The 15,629-nt window shown below is 54.9% G+C and carries 14 protein-coding genes and 2 pseudogenes; 10 read left to right on the top strand and 6 right to left on the bottom strand.

All coding sequences use genetic code 11. From position 1 onward, the window contains the following. The 6 genes and pseudogenes from stdC to BZK42_RS24860 all read right to left on the bottom strand — a co-directional run. Window positions 1–355: pseudogene (stdC, locus tag BZK42_RS24885) on the bottom strand (fimbrial biogenesis chaperone StdC); the annotation flags it as partial. Between the two features lie 40 nt (window positions 356–395). Continuing rightward, on the bottom strand, window positions 396–2,885 hold the full coding sequence (gene stdB / locus BZK42_RS24880; protein WP_080860758.1) for a fimbrial outer membrane usher protein StdB: 2,490 nt from the start codon (window positions 2,883–2,885) through the stop codon (window positions 396–398). Between the two features lie 152 nt (window positions 2,886–3,037). After that, window positions 3,038–3,628 (bottom strand): fimbrial protein, encoded by a 591-nt coding sequence (locus tag BZK42_RS24875; RefSeq protein ID WP_080860756.1) that lies wholly within the window; start codon window positions 3,626–3,628, stop codon window positions 3,038–3,040. Window positions 3,629–4,434: 806 nt separating this feature from the next. Further along, window positions 4,435–5,553, bottom strand: coding sequence for a DUF4056 domain-containing protein (locus BZK42_RS24870; protein WP_080860760.1), 1,119 nt, complete (start codon window positions 5,551–5,553; stop codon window positions 4,435–4,437). 8 nt (window positions 5,554–5,561) lie between these two features. Further along, on the bottom strand, window positions 5,562–6,683 hold the full coding sequence (locus tag BZK42_RS24865; protein ID WP_428839386.1) for a BamA/TamA family outer membrane protein: 1,122 nt from the start codon (window positions 6,681–6,683) through the stop codon (window positions 5,562–5,564). A gap of 2 nt (window positions 6,684–6,685) precedes the next feature. Beyond that, on the bottom strand, window positions 6,686–7,693 hold the full coding sequence (locus tag BZK42_RS24860) for a hypothetical protein (protein ID WP_080860753.1): 1,008 nt from the start codon (window positions 7,691–7,693) through the stop codon (window positions 6,686–6,688). Window positions 7,694–8,087: 394 nt separating this feature from the next. Here BZK42_RS24860 and BZK42_RS24855 point away from each other — a divergent pair, with 394 nt between their 5' ends. The 10 genes and pseudogenes from BZK42_RS24855 (at window position 8,088) to BZK42_RS24810 (ending at window position 15,627) form a co-directional block, all read left to right on the top strand. Beyond that, entirely contained in the window at window positions 8,088–8,477 is a 390-nt protein-coding gene (locus tag BZK42_RS24855; protein ID WP_080860751.1) for a hypothetical protein, read from the top strand. A 66-nt stretch (window positions 8,478–8,543) separates the two neighbouring features. Further along, window positions 8,544–9,602 carry a methyltransferase gene (locus BZK42_RS24850; protein ID WP_080860749.1) on the top strand — a complete coding sequence of 353 codons (1,059 nt, stop codon included), beginning with the start codon at window positions 8,544–8,546 and terminating at the stop codon, window positions 9,600–9,602. Window positions 9,603–9,622: 20 nt separating this feature from the next. Continuing rightward, window positions 9,623–10,348 (top strand): beta-ketoacyl synthase chain length factor, encoded by a 726-nt coding sequence (locus tag BZK42_RS24845; protein WP_080860747.1) that lies wholly within the window; start codon window positions 9,623–9,625, stop codon window positions 10,346–10,348. Further along, window positions 10,345–11,158: pseudogene (locus BZK42_RS24840) on the top strand (lysophospholipid acyltransferase family protein). Before BZK42_RS24845 ends, BZK42_RS24840 begins: the two are co-directional and overlap by 4 nt. Then, complete coding sequence (locus BZK42_RS24835; protein ID WP_080860745.1) at window positions 11,139–11,396, top strand: phosphopantetheine-binding protein; 258 nt, start codon at window positions 11,139–11,141, stop codon at window positions 11,394–11,396. The pseudogene BZK42_RS24840 and the gene BZK42_RS24835 overlap by 20 nt, the downstream one beginning before the upstream one ends. Window positions 11,397–11,409: 13 nt before the next feature. Beyond that, window positions 11,410–11,661: an acyl carrier protein gene (locus tag BZK42_RS24830; protein ID WP_080860743.1), complete on the top strand. Its 252-nt coding sequence runs from the start codon at window positions 11,410–11,412 to the stop codon at window positions 11,659–11,661. A 4-nt stretch (window positions 11,662–11,665) separates the two neighbouring features. Beyond that, window positions 11,666–12,247 (top strand): COG4648 family protein, encoded by a 582-nt coding sequence (locus BZK42_RS24825; protein ID WP_080860741.1) that lies wholly within the window; start codon window positions 11,666–11,668, stop codon window positions 12,245–12,247. Continuing rightward, window positions 12,244–13,602, top strand: coding sequence for an AMP-binding protein (locus BZK42_RS24820; RefSeq protein WP_080860739.1), 1,359 nt, complete (start codon window positions 12,244–12,246; stop codon window positions 13,600–13,602). Before BZK42_RS24825 ends, BZK42_RS24820 begins: the two co-directional genes overlap by 4 nt. Next, window positions 13,592–13,945 carry an ApeI family dehydratase gene (locus BZK42_RS24815; protein ID WP_080860737.1) on the top strand — a complete coding sequence of 118 codons (354 nt, stop codon included), beginning with the start codon at window positions 13,592–13,594 and terminating at the stop codon, window positions 13,943–13,945. Before BZK42_RS24820 ends, BZK42_RS24815 begins: the two co-directional genes overlap by 11 nt. After that, window positions 13,936–15,627, top strand: a complete 1,692-nt coding sequence (locus BZK42_RS24810) for a glycosyltransferase family 2 protein (RefSeq protein ID WP_080860735.1) — start codon at window positions 13,936–13,938, stop codon at window positions 15,625–15,627. Before BZK42_RS24815 ends, BZK42_RS24810 begins: the two co-directional genes overlap by 10 nt. Window positions 15,628–15,629: the final 2 nt, after the last annotated feature.

Genomic DNA, 15,629 nt, shown 5'->3' with positions numbered 1-15,629 from the left:
TCGGGGGAACGCCCCGCACGTTAAACCAGAACAGCGTTTCCCTGTCCTGAGGGAGCTTGTCTGTCAGCCCGCGAACCTGGGTGATACGGACCTGGGATTTCTGTCCGGCATCAATACGCTGCAGCGGCGGCAGCGCCATCAGCGCATCCGTTCTCACCCCGTCAGCATCCGTCACCCAGGACTGCGCCAGGAACGGCGTGGTTTTGTCATCGTTATTCAGCGTGATGGCCACCGTTTTCTGCGGCGCATCCATGATAATACGGGTCCGGTCGACGTTGACGGCCGCCGGGCTGCACTGGCTCCATGCTGCCGCCAGTGCGAGTAAAATCACACGGCTTATTCTGCTGTTTTTCACCTGTTTTCTCCTTTAGTCCTGCTCTGTGACAGGGATATTTTTATCTGCAGGGCAGTAACAGCGGCCCCCGGCTGAGTGTCACCGTTTCCGGCAGGGTGAGCCTGCACTGCACCCGGCCATCCCAGGACACATTCAGGGTCCGGCGGTCTTCCCCGCTGAGTCCGGTCAGGTAAGCCAGACCGTCATCCCCGACCATCCCTGCGGTTCTGCCGGTTTTCCCGGACACCACCAGGGAGCCAAACGGCGGACTGGCGCCGTCCGCCAGCCGGATATGACCGAGCACCTGCTCCCCCTGGCTGGCGTCAATCTTCCGGTAGCCCACCGCGCCTTCCGTCAGCACCTGGCTGATGACGGAGCTGCTGACGTCCACGTCCTCCGGCAGGGCGGCCACATCAACCGAAATATCGCTGCGGCGGTAGCTGCTGCCGGCGCTCACCACGCCCACCCCGAAGCGGTTGGTCACCCCGCTGTTGCCGTTCACCGGCACACCGGCCACGTCTCCGGTATCTATCATCATGCGGGGCTCATTCCCGGCCATCGACTGGCTGAAAGCGGCACCGTGGGCGGTGGCAGTCACCGAGCCGTACCAGCTCAGGCCCAGGCTGCGGTACTGTCCGGGCTGCAGGGTGGCGTCCGCTGCCGCCTGGCCCCACGGCAGACGGCTCTGCACACTGCCGCTGAAGCTGCTGTTGCTGCCGGTGTCATAACGGTTATGGCCGGCGCTGATGTTCCATGTGGTGTCCGGGTTATGGAAATCGCTGTAATTCACGTTCTGCTGCAGGCCGCCCCGGTTATCCTTCTGCACGCTGTAGCTCACCTGGCGACTGTCGCCCCACGGGATACTGATGGTGGCGTAGACCTGGTTCTGGCTGCCCCCGCCGGTGTACTGGTTACGGGCAAATGACACCGAGGCCGAAAGCCCCTGAAGGTCGCCGAGACTGAACACTTTGTTGAGGCTGAGCATGTAGTTATTGTTGGACTGTGCATTCCAGTAATTGAGCCGGCTTACCGAGAGGGCCGCGCTCATGTTGAGTACCGGAACGGACTGGCTGTAAGTCACGGTGTAGCTCTGTTTTTCATGCCATGCATCGCCGCCGTCAGTGGCCCGACGCTGCAGGTACTCCGGCATGGACAGAAAATGGCGGTCCGAGAAGCGGTATCCGACGAACGCCAGGGTACTGCCGGTTTTATCAAACGTTTTGGCATAGTTGATACGGTAGCTGTAACCGGACTGCTTCTGCCCATGCGGCAACCGCGCATCTGAGCGGGTGACGTCCGCAGACAGAGCGCCCAACAGCCCCATATTCTGGCCGATCCCGAGCGCCGCGGACCGGTAGTCGCCGGTGGAGGCAATGAGACCGCCGTACAGCGACGTGTTGTTAAATGCTCCCCAGGTGGCCTCCCCGAGCAGGAAGTCAGGGCTGACCGTACTGTTGTTATGCGTCCCGCCGTACAGCGGACGTCCGCCGGCCACCTTATAGCGAACCTGTCCCTGGCGTGCCATAAAGGGGACGCTGGCCGTGTTGACCTGCCAGGTCCGGACGCTGCCGTCGCTTTCCCGGACGCTGACATCCAGGTTGCCGCTGATATTCTGGCTCAGGTCGGGAAGCTCAAAAGGCCCCGGCGACACCCGGGTCTGGTACAGAATGCGGCCGTTCTGGCTGACGGTGACCTGTGCATTACTGTTCGCAATGCCGCTGATTTTCGGGGCATATCCCTGCAGGGAGGGCGGCAGCATGCGCTCATCGCTGGCTAAAGTGAGCCCGGCAAAGCGGAAGGAGTCAAAAATAGCGGAACTGAGGTACGTCTGTCCCAGCGTCAGTTTTGAACGCAGTGCGGGCAGAGCACGGAACAGATACGTCTGCGGCAGATAAAAATCGGACTGCGATGCCCCATGTCCGCTGTCAAGGCGGCTGTACTGGTAATCACTGCGCAGCCGCCACGGGCCGAGATTAAACCCGGCGGTGCCGTAGAGGCTGTAGCTGTCAGAGGTCTCCCCCTGCTGCGGCATATAGCGGCTGGCCATCAGGCTGTAATCGAGCAGGCCGGCGGTGACGCCGTCGCTCCAGCGTGAAGGGGGGACCCAGTCCGGGTCCTGATAGCGCATCCAGGCCTGGGGGATAATGAAGGTCAGACGCTGCTTTTCAGCGCTGTACCGTACCTGACTGTCAGCGGAGCGCAGCTCAAGGCACTGCCCGTCCGGGATACCGGTAACGGGTTTCAGGCCATGAATAATCTTATCCTTAAGACCCAGCATGGCCACCATATCGGTTGTCACACAGATGACGGCCGCATCGCGTCCGGCAGCCGGTACAACCCTGACCGGATACTGTTCCCGTACCGTCTGGTCATTGAGCCAGATATCGAGAATATAGTTACCGGGCGCCACATACCCCTCGCGGCTGAAGGCCGTGAGGTCCACATTGGACAGGTTCCCGCTGTCCAGCAGGCTGGCATTAAACTCCGTGGCCTGCGACTTCAGGACGGAAAATGTCAGGGTAATCAGAATGGCAAGCCGGGTAATTTTCATGGCATGGCGCTTTCGTGTTGTCGTCCGTGTAACAGACAGCCCGCAGGCGTGGTCAGATATAAAAGCCGTCCGAAACCCTCCGAGGACGGCTTATCCCTGCTGTTATTTACTGCGTAAAAGGGGTTTTCCGCTCCACTGAGCCCCCCCTGAAATCACAGGTATTTCAGGGTGTAGGTGACGGATGCGTTAACGTCACCGGGAGTCACGTCAGCAGCCGTTGCTATCAGGCGGGCAAAGAAATTGAGTTCGTTATTACCGGCCTGCAGTTGCTTAGCATCGGCATCCTGCATCGGGGTGTTGGGCTCGATAATTGTGGTGTTGTCACTTTTTAATAGCTGGACACCAACATGCTGGGCGCTACCGGTGCTGACGTATGCATGATGAGTGGCGTCACCCCCGCCAGAGAAAGAGACAGTTACTTTGGACATTTTCCCGGCAGCGCCGGCTACATTCGTAGTATTCGCATCGAAGGCACAGTTCTGCAGATGAATGGTGAACGGTTTTGAGTCCGTAGTTGCGTCGACGGCATTCAGTCTACGGTAAGAAATCTGTCCGAACGGCACGGTAATAGCATCATCACCCGGCGCAATATCGCAGGGGGAGTTAGTGATGGTACCAGTGAAGGTAATTTTACCTGAGCCGAACGGCCCTGCTGTAGGCGTAGTACCGGCGGCAAATACAGAAGCTCCATACATCATACCGGCCGCAGCCAGGCCAATAGTTAATAATGATTTAGTGCGCATAAGAAATATCCTTTTTGAGTATGAAAAAACAATACACAGACCCCGGTGTGCAAAGCGGCAAATATCAGCCTTAAGTGGTTTCTGAAGGAATCGAAAATGTATTAATTGGCGCTCAGAAACCTGGCGTCATGCGCTTCGTTTGAAGTCTGTGTAGGGGATTTATAAGAAGATTCTCAATCGTTTTACATCAAAAAAAACAGATCGATAAGATCGATACAAGAGATCGTAAATTAGGAATAATCACAAAAAATACCACTTTTCTGCACAATAATAAGCCAGTTAATGGTACCTGGCGGGACTTTTGAAGCGAGGTTTGTAATGTTTTGTAATATACAAAAACACCAAAGAATAAGATTTATCCTCTTTAAATGCATTGCGGTGTTAATTACTGAAAAGCTCAAATAACAGAGTTAATAATTCTGACTTACCATTTTATTTTATAATATTATGGTTTTTTGTTCTTAAGGGTGGCGCTAACAATCGGAATGGCATATAACATGAAAAATATCTTTGATAAGTATAATACTTATTATCATTAAAAGATCCGGATTTTCATAATGTGATTAATTTCACATTATCATTTTATCTCACCTGAACGGGTGGATGTCTGATGTTGCGTATGTGCAAGAGATCAATCGTGAACAAAAAAGTGAATATCCAGTTCCTGTCACTCACCCGCGCGCAGATAGCTTCGAATACTGCAATTAATGAAACCAAGCAAAGCTAAATGTCGAATTTTAACATTCAGTTAATCAGCAGGATAAAGCGTCCTCACACTGTTTATCTCTGAGAGCAGAGAGTGGCTTTCACCACGCGTTCTTGTCATGACGAGCCTGATCCTGTTCAAAAGAAAACCCTGCAAGGACGGGAAAATCAGTTGCTGTATAATATATATATGGTGCCGGCAAACGAGCCATTTCATGCCCCGGCCAGAGCTGTAGCTGCTCCAGCATATCAAACCGGTATGTCTTCCAGTCATGTGGCAGATTCAGGCGCTGTGGTGATGCCTGCTCTCCAGGAACCTTTGTGGGAATGCGATTATCACTGACATCATAATTTCGTCGCAGTACCAGAAATTTTTCCGGTACCCGTCGGTGGCTGTCCCACCAACGCCCATCCAGCATGTCAAAATGAAAACGGGTGATGTTCTCAGGTCTGGCACCGAGTTGATTTAATGCCTGGTTCAGCGCGGTCTGCATTGCTGCATTATACATATCCAGCGTTGCTGTCTGCCCGTCCAGAATCAGTGATACGGCAAGCCTCGTCCCCAGCAGATTCGAATAGAGGTCCTCCGGTGAGAATGCGGAAATGGTTTCCGGAAAACCCGGTACAGATTCAAATCCATACCACTGGGCTATCTCGTGCCATACTGCCAGCTGGAAGGCTATATATGCTGCCATCCATGCAGCCAGTGCATAACGTTCACCGGGGGATGAAGGGGGTGTAAAAGACCTGAATACAATCCGGCGCTGTGCCAGTTCGTCCTCCGGGCGCAACATGAATGCCTGCCCCAGTTCCGGTAACAGGTGAGTGAAGAGCCAGACCGTCATATCGGCACTGTCCCGTACATGCGCGGTATCTATAAATCCCCCATGCGACGTGTAGATTATGCCGTTACGCTCGCTGCCGAACCCGACAAGCGAACCCAGACCGTACAGAAAAGTGTCATTATAGCGGTGTCTGCCCAGGTTACCTGCCGCCACGATATTATCCAGTTTCCAGAATGGCACCGGCATTTTAAGCACCTCCACATGCAGGTTATAGCCAAACGCGCAACAGGGACGCAGACCGGCGGGTTCCGGTAACGGTGGCATGACTGGCCAGGCCCGGACATGAATACTGTCACCACTTCCGGTCAGCATCAGAGGAAGTGGCAATGCAGCCCGGGCTGTTGAAATGAACAGTATCAGGTATATGAACAGCATTTTTTTATTCAAAATGCCTCTCCTGTCTGAAAATAAAAACCGCAGTTGCCTCTGCCCACACCATAATCAAGACGAACGTTCATGCGCGGACTGAACTCAAAACGGTAACCAATCCCGACTGAAGGCGGCCAGTGTCTGTGAGCTGTTTCATGAAGCGAAGGTGCCATGGTTCCGGCTCCCAGCCACCCCACAATACCGTGCCGCCAGGTCAGTCTGTGACGAAGCTCAGCCTGCCCGCTGACGACATTTCTGTCGCGATAACGCCCTTCGTAGTAACCCCGCATCCGGTGGTTGTCCCCGAGTAACGGCAACATATTCCACGGAACATCTCCCCGGCTAAAATCGCCATTCAGTTCCCAGGCCAGCACGGTTTTATTACTGAGGGCATGATAATGGCTGTAGTGCAGTGTGTATTCATCAAAACGCGCGTCACTTCCTGTCTCCGGTGTATACCGGGTAAAATGGATATCTGCCAGTTGTCCTGTACGGGGATTAGGCACAAAATCACAATCATCCAGGGTCAGTGCCATACTGACCCCGGAACTGAATACCGACTTTCCCTGCGGTGTATTTTCAATAAGTAATGGTCCGCTTTTATCCGTTTTTGCTGCATGCTGCAGGTCCAGCGGCCAGCCGAGTCCAAGATATGTGTGCCCGGTCAGTTTCCGGTATATCACAGGATGAAGAGTTAACGCCCGTGACGTGTACTTCTGTTTATGACCGCCGTGTTCTCCGGCATAAAACCCCTGGCCATAATAATAAGTGGGGGTATTGCTCACCGAACCGTCAAGAAAAAAACGCCAGGTATCCTGTGCGAAAAAAGCATAATTGTTGAGATTCATTCCAGCGGCTCCTGTGGCACTCACATAGCCGCTGAACGATAACGTGGAGTTCTGGCTCACCGTATCATCAGACGAGGGATGATACTGACCGGCTACGGCGCCCCCGATCCCCGGACCCAGTTCAGGCGTGTAAAACGGTCCGGGAAGGATATTCCAGCGGGTACCGGACCCGGTACTGCCTCCTGCCCGGGCCAGCCAGCTATCCAGTTGTTCATGTGATGGCAGTGACCATGCCAGGCATACCGACTGTGGTGCCAGAACCAGGAGCAACGCCAGAGAAGACTTCAGCATCAGAACCGGTATTCAGCAGCGACGAGCACACTGTTACGTTCAGCAAATCCCACTTCTGTTGTAACATTAACGTTGCGGGTGATTTCGTAACTGACCCCTGCCAGAAGATTCCAGGGAGAATGCAGGTGCTGTTTAACCTCAAAACGTCCGTTCCCGTTCTGGTCTGCCAGCGTCATCAGTCCCCCGAAACTTGCCGGTATATTCAGGTCACGCAGTTTTCCACGAAAAGTCTGCTGAACATTCTGGTACATGGTACCCACCCACACGCCCAGTTTACCGGCTGGTAATGAAAGACTGTCGACGCCCGGCGTGGTGAAACGATACCCCACCCGGGGGGTGAGCGTGAATGCATCGGTATGCCCGTCAAGAATGTTAAAATCTGTCCGGGTATAGTTGATATCCATCAGACCATACCAGTTACCATACCCGCCAGCCAGCACAGTGCCTGCGCCATATGTGGTACCGTGAAAACGGAGACTGAAATCCAGGTTTTTCAGAGCGCCTGACTCGTTCATTCCGTGGATAATTAAGCCGATGGGCCCATTAGCCGGACTGGCATCCACAGAAACGGTGGAATGCGAACTTCCACGGGTCTTCCCCACAAGGGCGTAAATATTCATAAAAGGAAACAGCCAGGCGTCCAGTTTGACCGTTTTTGTAATGCTGCGCTCCCGCGTATGACTGGCCTGAATATCAAACAGATCTGAAGGGAAGGCGTAACCCGGCCAGCCGAGACCTGAGAACCTGATGCTGTCAACATCAATATTCTGTCGCATATTCATATAATTAATATTAATACCAAAAGGCTCAGGCAGGTCGAAACCATGAGCCTTAGCCTCCTCTCCCAGGAGGGGCAGGAATGAATTGTCATCGGTCGTCAGGGAAGCTGCAGACTCAACAGGAGCAGGGCTGATGATTGCGGTATTTTTTCCCGATAACGCTTTTGCGTATACTGCCGGGGCACATAAAACGAGCAAGCAGGTCAGAAGAAGCTGTACTTTTTTCATTGATACCTCTGAATAAAGGGGGTGATCTGAAATACACTGAGGAACACCGCTGTGTCTGCTGAAATGTGGGCAGAGTGGAAATCAAAATCATATACAGGAAACATCAACGCCGACATAATTAGCAGGCTAATTAGATGATGAGCAGATACCGGATGACAACACCATTAGTGCCAGAAAAGCACTAATGGTTAATGCAGATAGCGAAATCATCTTTGGCCATTTTTGGTTAAAGTAAAACCAAAGTATGTATTTGCCCTGCAGCCAGAAAGTCCTTAAACTTGATGAGTTGAACTGCTCTGAGTCTGCAATAACGTGTAAAGTTGTGTGTATTTATGTTTGCATCAACTTAATGGGAACTGCAGTCTTTACCTTTCTCTTTTGAAATGGAGTGTGTATGAAAAAGTGGATGAAATGGTTAGCCGCCTTTGCGGTCGTGGGTGCGCTGGCAGGCTGTGCGCGTACTGCAACGATTGATAATGTGCAATCAACTGTGAGCGCTGGTCATACCGAAACACAGGTTAAAAATGCCATTCTGAAAGCGGGCGCACAGCGCCAGTGGATCATGAGCGATGTGGGCCCGGGTGTGATTAAAGCGCGTCAACAGAACCGCGACCACGTTGCCGAAGTACGCATTACCTATTCGGCCACTGGCTACAGCATCAAATACGACAGTAGTCTCAACCTGCTGGCTTCCGGCGGTAAAATTCACAAAAACTACAACCGCTGGGTACGTAACCTTGACAAAGACATTCAAATCAATCTGGCCTCCAGCGCGGCACAATAATTCGCGCTAAAGTCGGGCCAGTAATGGCCCGGTAACTCTTCTTTGCCCAGCACAGGTTACCCACGCATGTACGACAAGGACTCTCTCAGCGCGCTAGATGCCATCACGGAAGCACAGCGCATCGCATTTGCCCCTATGCTCTTTCAAACCGCGCTCAGCCTGCGTAACGCCGGGGTGCTGGCTTATCTTGATAAACAAGGCAAACAGGGAGCCACGCTCCAAGAAATCGTCGCTAATGGCGCGTTAAATGAGTATGCCGTAAGCGTGCTGCTCGATATGGGACTCAGCGGTCGCATCGTCACCTGTAAAGATGAACGCTACTGCCTGTCTAAGGTTGGGCACTTCCTGCTTCACGACACGATGACCCGCGTGAATATGGACTTCACCCAGGACGTCTGTTACCAGGGACTCTACTTTCTCGACGATGCGTTAAAGGAGGCGAAACCCGCCGGACTTAAAGTTTTCAGCGATGCCGGGACCATCTACCCGGTGCTGTCTCAGTTGCCATCCCCGGCGCGGGAGAGCTGGTTTGCCTTCGATCACTACTATTCTGACGCCGCGTTTAACGCCGCGCTGCCGCATATTTTCGCAAGCTCGCCTGGAGTCCTGTACGATGTAGGCGGAAATACCGGGAAATGGGCGCTGCGTTGCTGCAAATACGATGAAAATGTCGCGATAACGATCCTCGATCTGCCACAACAAATTGCACTTGCCCGCCAGAATGTCGAAAATGCAGGATTACTTCATCGCATTGGCTTCCATGAGGCGGATATGCTTAGCGATGCGCCGCTACCCGGCGAGGCCGATATCTGGTGGATGAGCCAGTTCCTCGACTGCTTCTCACCTGAACAGATTGTTGCCATGCTGACACGCATTGCCATCGTAATGAAACCCAGTGCCCGGCTTTGCATTATGGAACTCTTCTGGGATGCGCAGAAATTTGAAGCGGCGTCTTTCAGCCTGAACGCCTCATCGCTCTATTTCACCTGTATAGCCAATGGCAATAGCCGTTTTTACAGCATTGAAAAGTTTTACCGCTATCTGGAAATGGCAGGTTTCCGGGTGGAACAGCGCCTCGATAACCTCGGCGTTGGGCATACTTTATTAATATGCGAGAAGTTTTAATATCCAACGGACACACGTTGATGAAATTTGCATTAAACCTTATCGACTGGCAGGCTCGAGCGCCAGGACTAAGCGAAACGTCACAGTGGCAGCAATGGTCACGGCAGCCCTTTGCCATCGATCCCCGCGCCGCGCAGGCAAAACTCACTGAATTGCCGATGATGACCGCCCGACGTCTGAACTCCGGCAGTAAACTCGCCGTCGAGTGTGGGCTGGCCATGCTGCGCCAGCATGCCATCGACGCCGTACTCTACACCAGCCGCCACGGCGAGCTGGAGCGTAACTACCGTATTCTGCAGGCACTGGCGAGCGAACAGGCAGTTTCCCCAACTGACTTCGCCATGTCGGTACACAACTCCGCCGTTGGCAATCTGACCATTGCCGCAAAGCAGCCGGTGGTTTCTTCATCTCTGTCTGCCGGGCGTGACACCTTCCAGCAGGGCTTATGTGAAGTCATCTGCCTGTTACAAGCGGGCTATAAGCGGGTGCTGATGGTGGATTTCGACGGAAGTTTGCCGGAGTTTTACCATTCCGGGCTTCCCGCACAGATGCCAACCTGGGCCTACGCCGTGGCGCTGGTGATTGAAGCCGGTGATGCGTTGCAGTGCACCTCGCAACGCGCCGACGAAAGCGCAGAAGCGCCACTGCCGCAGAGCCTGCAGTTTTTACAGCACGTCCTCAGCGGTGCCCCGGACTTTACCCTTGCGGGTGATAACCTGCAGTGGCACTGGAGCCGCACGCAATGAGCCTGGCTGCTCGCTTCAATCAGTTCTGGCGTCTGCTGATGACCGGAATGTGCTTCGCGCTGTTTGGCGTGTGCGGGTTGCTGTTGTCTCTGATCTGGTTTAATCTTCTGTTACTCACGGTGCGCAATAATAGCCGCCGTCGACGCATTGCCCGACGCAGCATCTCATTCAGCTTCCGCTGTTTCCTGAAAATGGCGAAACTGACCGGAACGCTGGATTATCACATTGAAGGTGCCGGAATTTTGTGTCAGGAGCGAGGCTGTCTGGTGGTTGCCAACCACCCGACGCTTATTGATTACGTGCTTATCGCTTCCGTGATGCCGGAAACCGATTGTCTGGTTAAGAGTGCCTTGCTGAAGAACCCTTTCATGAGTGGCGTTATCCGCGCCGCAGATTACCTGGTTAACAGTCAGGCCGATGCCCTGCTGCCGCAAAGCCAGCAGCGACTGGCGCAAGGTGACACCATTCTGATTTTCCCGGAGGGTACCCGCACCCGTCCGGGAGAAAAAATGTCGCTCCGGCGCGGCGCGGCCAATATCGCCGTGCGCTGCGAGAGTGACCTGCGCATTGTGGCAATTCGCTGTAGTGAACACCTGCTCGATAAACAGAGCAAATGGTATAACGTGCCACCCGCCAAACCGCGCTTTACCGTCACTGTGGGTGAACGGGTACGTATTACCGATTATTATGATGCTAAAACACAAGAACCGGCGCTGGCGGCAAGGCAGCTTAACCGGCATCTTTTAGAGCAATTACAGATTAGTTGAAACTCCTTTTTCAGGACTTAATGATGCAAGCGCTTTATTTTGAAATCAAAAACCTCATTATTGACACGTTAAATCTGGACGAACTGAGCGCCGATGACATCGACACCGATGCCGCGCTGTTCGGGGATGGATTAGGTCTGGACTCTATCGACGCATTAGAGCTGGGTCTGGCAGTGAAAAATCAGTACGGCATTGTCCTGTCTGCTGAGAGTGAAGAGATGCGTCAGCACTTTTACTCCGTGGCGACCCTGGCCGCATTTATTCATTCACAACGCGTCTGATAACGAGCCTGCTATGACAGAACAACACGCTATTTACCAGGAAGTCTCCGCACTTCTGTGCAAACTGTTTGAAATCGCCCCGGAAGACATCACCCCCGAGGCACGCCTTTACGAAGATCTGGAGTTAGACAGCATCGACGCCGTCGACATGATAGTCCACCTGCAGAAGAAAACAGGCATCAAGATCAAGCCAGAAGAGTTCAAAGCCGTGCGTACGGTACAGGATGTCGTCGACGCCGTAGAACGTCTGATGCAAGACGCCTGATCCGATGCGAGGCTTAAGAACGCAGCCTGTCGTTCAGGTAGCGACCGGGGCGCTGCTGCTGGCCTGGCCGTTTGTCATCTGGTTTGGTCTGGAGCACAACAGTTTGCCATGGCTGCTACCGCTAATGGCGCTGCTGCTGGTTTTACGCTTACGCCAGGCGCGGCGAAATGTCGGGCTGATGCGCTTTGTCATGCAGAGCGTGGCGCTGGCGGGGATCGCGCTGTGCGTGGCAAGCGTACTGCTAAAAACCCACCAGTTGCTGCTATTTTATCCTGTGGTGGTGAATGCGATAATGCTCAGCGTTTTTGGCGGTTCCCTGTGGAGCGCCATGCCGCTCGTCGAGAGACTGGCGCGTCTGCATACCCCTGCTCTCCCACCGCAGGGCGTACGCTACACCCGCCGCGTGACGCAAACCTGGTGCCTTTTCTTCATTTTTAACGGAACGATTGCGCTCTTTACCGCCCTCCACGGCGATGTGCAGATGTGGACCACCTGGAACGGGATGGTGTCCTATTTGCTGATGGGCGCACTGATGGCAGGCGAATGGCTGGTTCGCCGCCAGGTCATGAAACGAGACACACCATGAATCAGACGCTTCCCCTGTCGCAGTGGCTTTGCGCCTCGCGCAATGATGAAACCGTTATAGCCTGGCTTGGCGATCACAGTTGGACACTGGCTCAGTTACGCTACGACGTGGCGACACAGTTCGCTACCCTGCGCGATCGGGAAGGTGACCGCTGGGCGTTGTGCTTTGAGAACAGCTATCTGTTTATCGTCGCGTTGCTGGCGACGCTGCACGCGGGTAAAACGCCGGTTATCCCGGGTCACTGCCGCGCCTCGCTGCTGGATGAGCAGCGTGCGCTGTTCAACGGCGTATTGAGTGACAGCCCGCTGGCCTGGCACGGCCCACAGTTACTGGTAGATTCCGCAAAATGCAGTGGGACACCGGCAACCACGCTGCCCTCTATTGCCGCCGATGCTTTTGTCGAGCTGTTCACCTCTGGCTCAACCGGACAACCGAAACGGGTGGTAAAAACCATCGCGACCCTCGATGCTGAAGCCGCCATGCTGGGCGCGCGTTTCGCCGTACGTCTGGTGGGCTGCCGGGTGGTGGCCTCCGTGGTGCCGCAGCATCTCTATGGCCTGACCTTCCGTATTTTCCTGCCGATGGCGCTGGGGCTCCCGCTGCACGCTGCCATGCTCTATTACGCCGAACAACTGGCAGCTATCAGCCCACAGCACCGCTATCTGTTTGTCAGCAGTCCTGCGTTTCTCAAACGCCTTGACCACAATCTTGCGCCGCCGCCAATAGAGATGATCCTCTCGGCAGGCGGTATGCTGCCCTGGCAGGACGTGACCGATTCACAAGCCTGGTCTGGTATCTGGCCGGACGAAATCTACGGCAGCACCGAAACAGGTATCCTCGCCTGGCGTCACCGCCAGCAGGATGATCTTCCATGGATCCCCTTCCCCGGCGTGCAGATAACCCCGGAGGGCGATGCTTTTCGCGCACGATCTTCGCTTATCGCCGATGCCGACGGTCTGCTGCTCGATGACGTGCTGCACTTCAACGACGACGGACGTTTCCGCCTTGCCGGGCGTCGTGGGCGGGTGGTGAAAATTGAAGATAAACGTATTTCACTGAGCGAAGTGGAACGGCGTTTGACCGATCTCGACGGCATTCGCGAGGCAGCGGCTATCCCTGTCGTCCGTGGTGGCCGTCAGGGGATTGGCGTACTGCTGGTACTTGACGACGCACTGCGCCACAGCTGGCAGGAAACGCATAACAAAGCGCTGGAGCTGTCCTGGCGACGGGCGCTGCTGCCGTGGCTTGATCCTGTGGCCATCCCCCGCTACTGGCGGGTGCTGGATGAGATCCCGGTCAACAGCATGAATAAGCGCGTTTATGCTCAGTTACAGGAGTTATTTGATGAAACCTGATGAAATTCATCGCCAACAGTCGCCGGGCGGAGAGACGACGATCGTGCTGCATCTCGATCCAGCCCTGATCTGGTTTCAGGGCCATTTTGCCGTTCAACCGCTGCTGCCCGGCGTCGCCCAACTGGAGTGGGTAATGCACTATGCCACCACCCTGCTGGCACCCGGTTTTCGTTTTCACAGCATTCAGAACGTGAAGTTTCAGGCACCGCTGCTACCTGACACCACCGTCACCCTGACGCTGAACTGGCTGGAAGCAAAGCAGATGTTGACCTTCAGCTTCCAGCGCCACGAAGGTGACGCGCGCCACACCGCCAGCAGCGGGAAGATCCGTCTATGTCAGTAGCGTTCTCCCCCTGCGTGCTGATCCCCTGTTACAACCACGGTGTGATGATGCCGAAGGTTCTGGAGCGCCTCGCGCCGTTCGACCTGCCGTGCATTATTGTTGATGACGGTAGCGACGACGCTACCCGCACAGTGCTGGAAACACTGGTTGCAGAGCAGCCCGGCGTCACGCTGTTGCGTCTGGCGCAAAACGCCGGTAAAGGTGCTGCGGTGATACGCGGTCTGCAGGCGGCTCAACAACGGGGTTTCAGCCATGCAGTGCAGGTAGATGCCGACGGTCAGCATGCTATCGAAGATATTCCGCAAATGCTGGCCCTGGCTGAGCATCACCCAAAGGTGTTGATTTCCGGTCAGCCCATCTACGATGAGTCAATTCCCCGTTCGCGGCTGTATGGCCGCTGGGTCACTCACATTTGGGTATGGATTGAAACCCTGTCCTTAGAGTTGAAAGACAGCATGTGCGGCTTTCGCGTATATCCGGTTGCCCCAACGTTGCGACTGGCAAGCCGGGTAAAGATCGGCAGGCGGATGGATTTCGATACCGAGGTGATGGTTCGCCTCTACTGGCAGGGTAACACCAGCTATTTTGTCCCCACCCGGGTTATCTACCCCGTCGATGGGCTGTCACATTTCGACGCCCTGAAGGACAACGTGCGTATCTCATTGATGCATACCAGGCTGTTCTTCGGCATGTTGCCGCGTATTCCTTCCCTGTTACTGCGCCACCGTTCGTCACACTGGGCGAAGCAGAAGGAGGTCAAGGGGCTGTGGGGCATGCGCTTTATGCTCACTGTCTGGCGACTGTTTGGCCGCAACGTCTTTACTGTGCTGCTCTGGCCGGTGGTTGCCGTTTACTGGTTGAGTGCCACCCGTGCTCGTCATGCCTCACAGAACTGGCTGTCGCGGGTACGCCTGCAGCTCGCCGCCCGGCAGATGCCGGTGCCAAAGCCTCTCAACAGCTATCACCATTTCCTGCGCTTTGCTAACGCGATGCTGGATAAAATCGCCAGCTGGCGCGGCGAGCTGCACTTCAGCCGCGACGTGGTTTTCGCTCCGGGTGCCGAAGCGGCGCTGGCGCTCGATAAACCGCAGGGCAAACTACTGCTGGCCTCGCATCTTGGCGATGTCGAAGCGTGCCGGGCGCTGGCAAGCCTGAAAGGGACCAGCCCCATCAACGCGCTGGTGTTCAGCGAAAACGCGCAGCGCTTTAAGCAAATCATGGAAGAGATGGCGCCGGAGGCCGGGGTCAACCTGCTACCAGTGAACGACATCGGCCCGGAAACCGCCATCATGCTGAAAGAGAAACTCGATCGCGGCGAATGGGTGGCCATCGTCGGTGATCGTATTGCTGTCAATCGGCAGCGCGGCGGCGATTTCCGCGTCACCTGGAGCCCGTTTATGGGCCAGCCGGCGCCGTTCGCCCAGGGGCCATTTATTCTCGCATCGATTCTGCGCTGCCCTGTGCTGCTGATTTTTGCGCTGCGCCAGCAGGGCAAATTGAACATTCACTGCGAGACCTTTGCCGACCCGCTCCTGCTGCCGCGCACCGAACGCCAGGCCGCGCTGGAGCAGGCCATCCACCGCTATGCAGAGCGTCTTGAACACTACGCCCTGCTGTCGCCGCTGGACTGGTTTAACTTTTTTGATTTCTGGCAGTTGCCAGACGCCGCCAATAAGGAGTAAAG

Origin of the sequence: Citrobacter braakii (assembly GCF_002075345.1) — a bacterium.
GTDB lineage: Bacteria > Pseudomonadota > Gammaproteobacteria > Enterobacterales > Enterobacteriaceae > Citrobacter > Citrobacter braakii.
This window is presented reverse-complemented; position numbering and strand designations above follow the sequence as displayed.